The 1134-nt window shown below is 66.1% G+C and carries 1 protein-coding gene; it reads right to left on the bottom strand.

All coding sequences use genetic code 11. The features are described 5' to 3' along the window. A partial coding sequence (gene tuf / locus DRV96_RS17740) for an elongation factor Tu (RefSeq protein WP_119293608.1) occupies window positions 1-1134 on the bottom strand: 1134 nt, incomplete at its 5' end.

A 1134-nucleotide genomic window follows, 5' to 3' on the forward strand; every position in this document is an offset into this window, starting at 1 on the left:
TCACTCGATGATCTTCGAGACGACGCCGGCGCCCACGGTGCGCCCGCCCTCGCGGATCGCGAAGCGCAGGCCCTCTTCCATCGCGATCGGCGCGATCAGCTTGACGGTGATCTGCACGTTGTCGCCCGGCATCACCATCTCCTTGTCCTTGGGCAGCTCCACCGCCCCCGTCACGTCCGTCGTGCGGAAGTAGAACTGCGGACGGTAGTTGTTGAAAAACGGCGTGTGCCGCCCGCCCTCTTCCTTGCTCAGCACGTACACCTCCGCCGTGAAGTGCGTGTGCGGCTTGATGCTGCCCGGCTTGCACAGCACCTGCCCGCGCTCGACTTCCTCGCGCTTGGTGCCGCGCAGCAGGATGCCCACGTTGTCGCCCGCCTGACCCTGGTCGAGCAGCTTGCGGAACATCTCCACACCCGTGCAGGTGGTCTTCTGCGTCGGACGGATCCCCACGATCTCGATTTCGTCGCCGACCTTGATGATGCCGCGCTCCACACGGCCCGTGACCACCGTGCCGCGGCCCGAGATCGAGAACACGTCTTCCACCGGCATCAGGAAGGCCCCGTCGATCGCACGCTCGGGCGTCGGGATGTAGGTGTCCAGCGCCTCGGCCAGCTTCATGATCGCCTGCTCACCCAGCTCGCCCTTGTCGCCCTCGAGCGCCAGCTTGGCCGAGCCCTTGATGATCGGCGTGTCGTCGCCGGGGAAGTCGTACTTCGAGAGCAGCTCGCGCACTTCCATCTCGACGAGTTCGAGCAGTTCGGCGTCGTCGACCATGTCGCACTTGTTCAGGAACACGATGATGTACGGCACCCCCACCTGCCGCGCCAGCAGGATGTGCTCGCGCGTCTGCGGCATCGGGCCGTCGGCGGCGCTCACCACCAGGATCGCGCCGTCCATCTGCGCCGCACCCGTGATCATGTTCTTCACGTAGTCCGCGTGCCCCGGGCAGTCCACGTGCGCGTAGTGACGGTTGGCCGTCTCGTACTCCACGTGCGCCGTGTTGATCGTGATGCCGCGCGCCTTCTCCTCCGGCGCCGCGTCGATCTCGTCGTACTTCTTCGCCTCGCCGCCGTACTTGCTCGCCAGAATCGTCGTGATCGCCGCCGTCAGCGTCGTCTTGCCGTGGTCCACGTG

This window comes from Azohydromonas sediminis (assembly GCF_003574675.1).
Classification (GTDB): Bacteria; Pseudomonadota; Gammaproteobacteria; order Burkholderiales; family Burkholderiaceae_C; genus Calidifontimicrobium; species Calidifontimicrobium sediminis.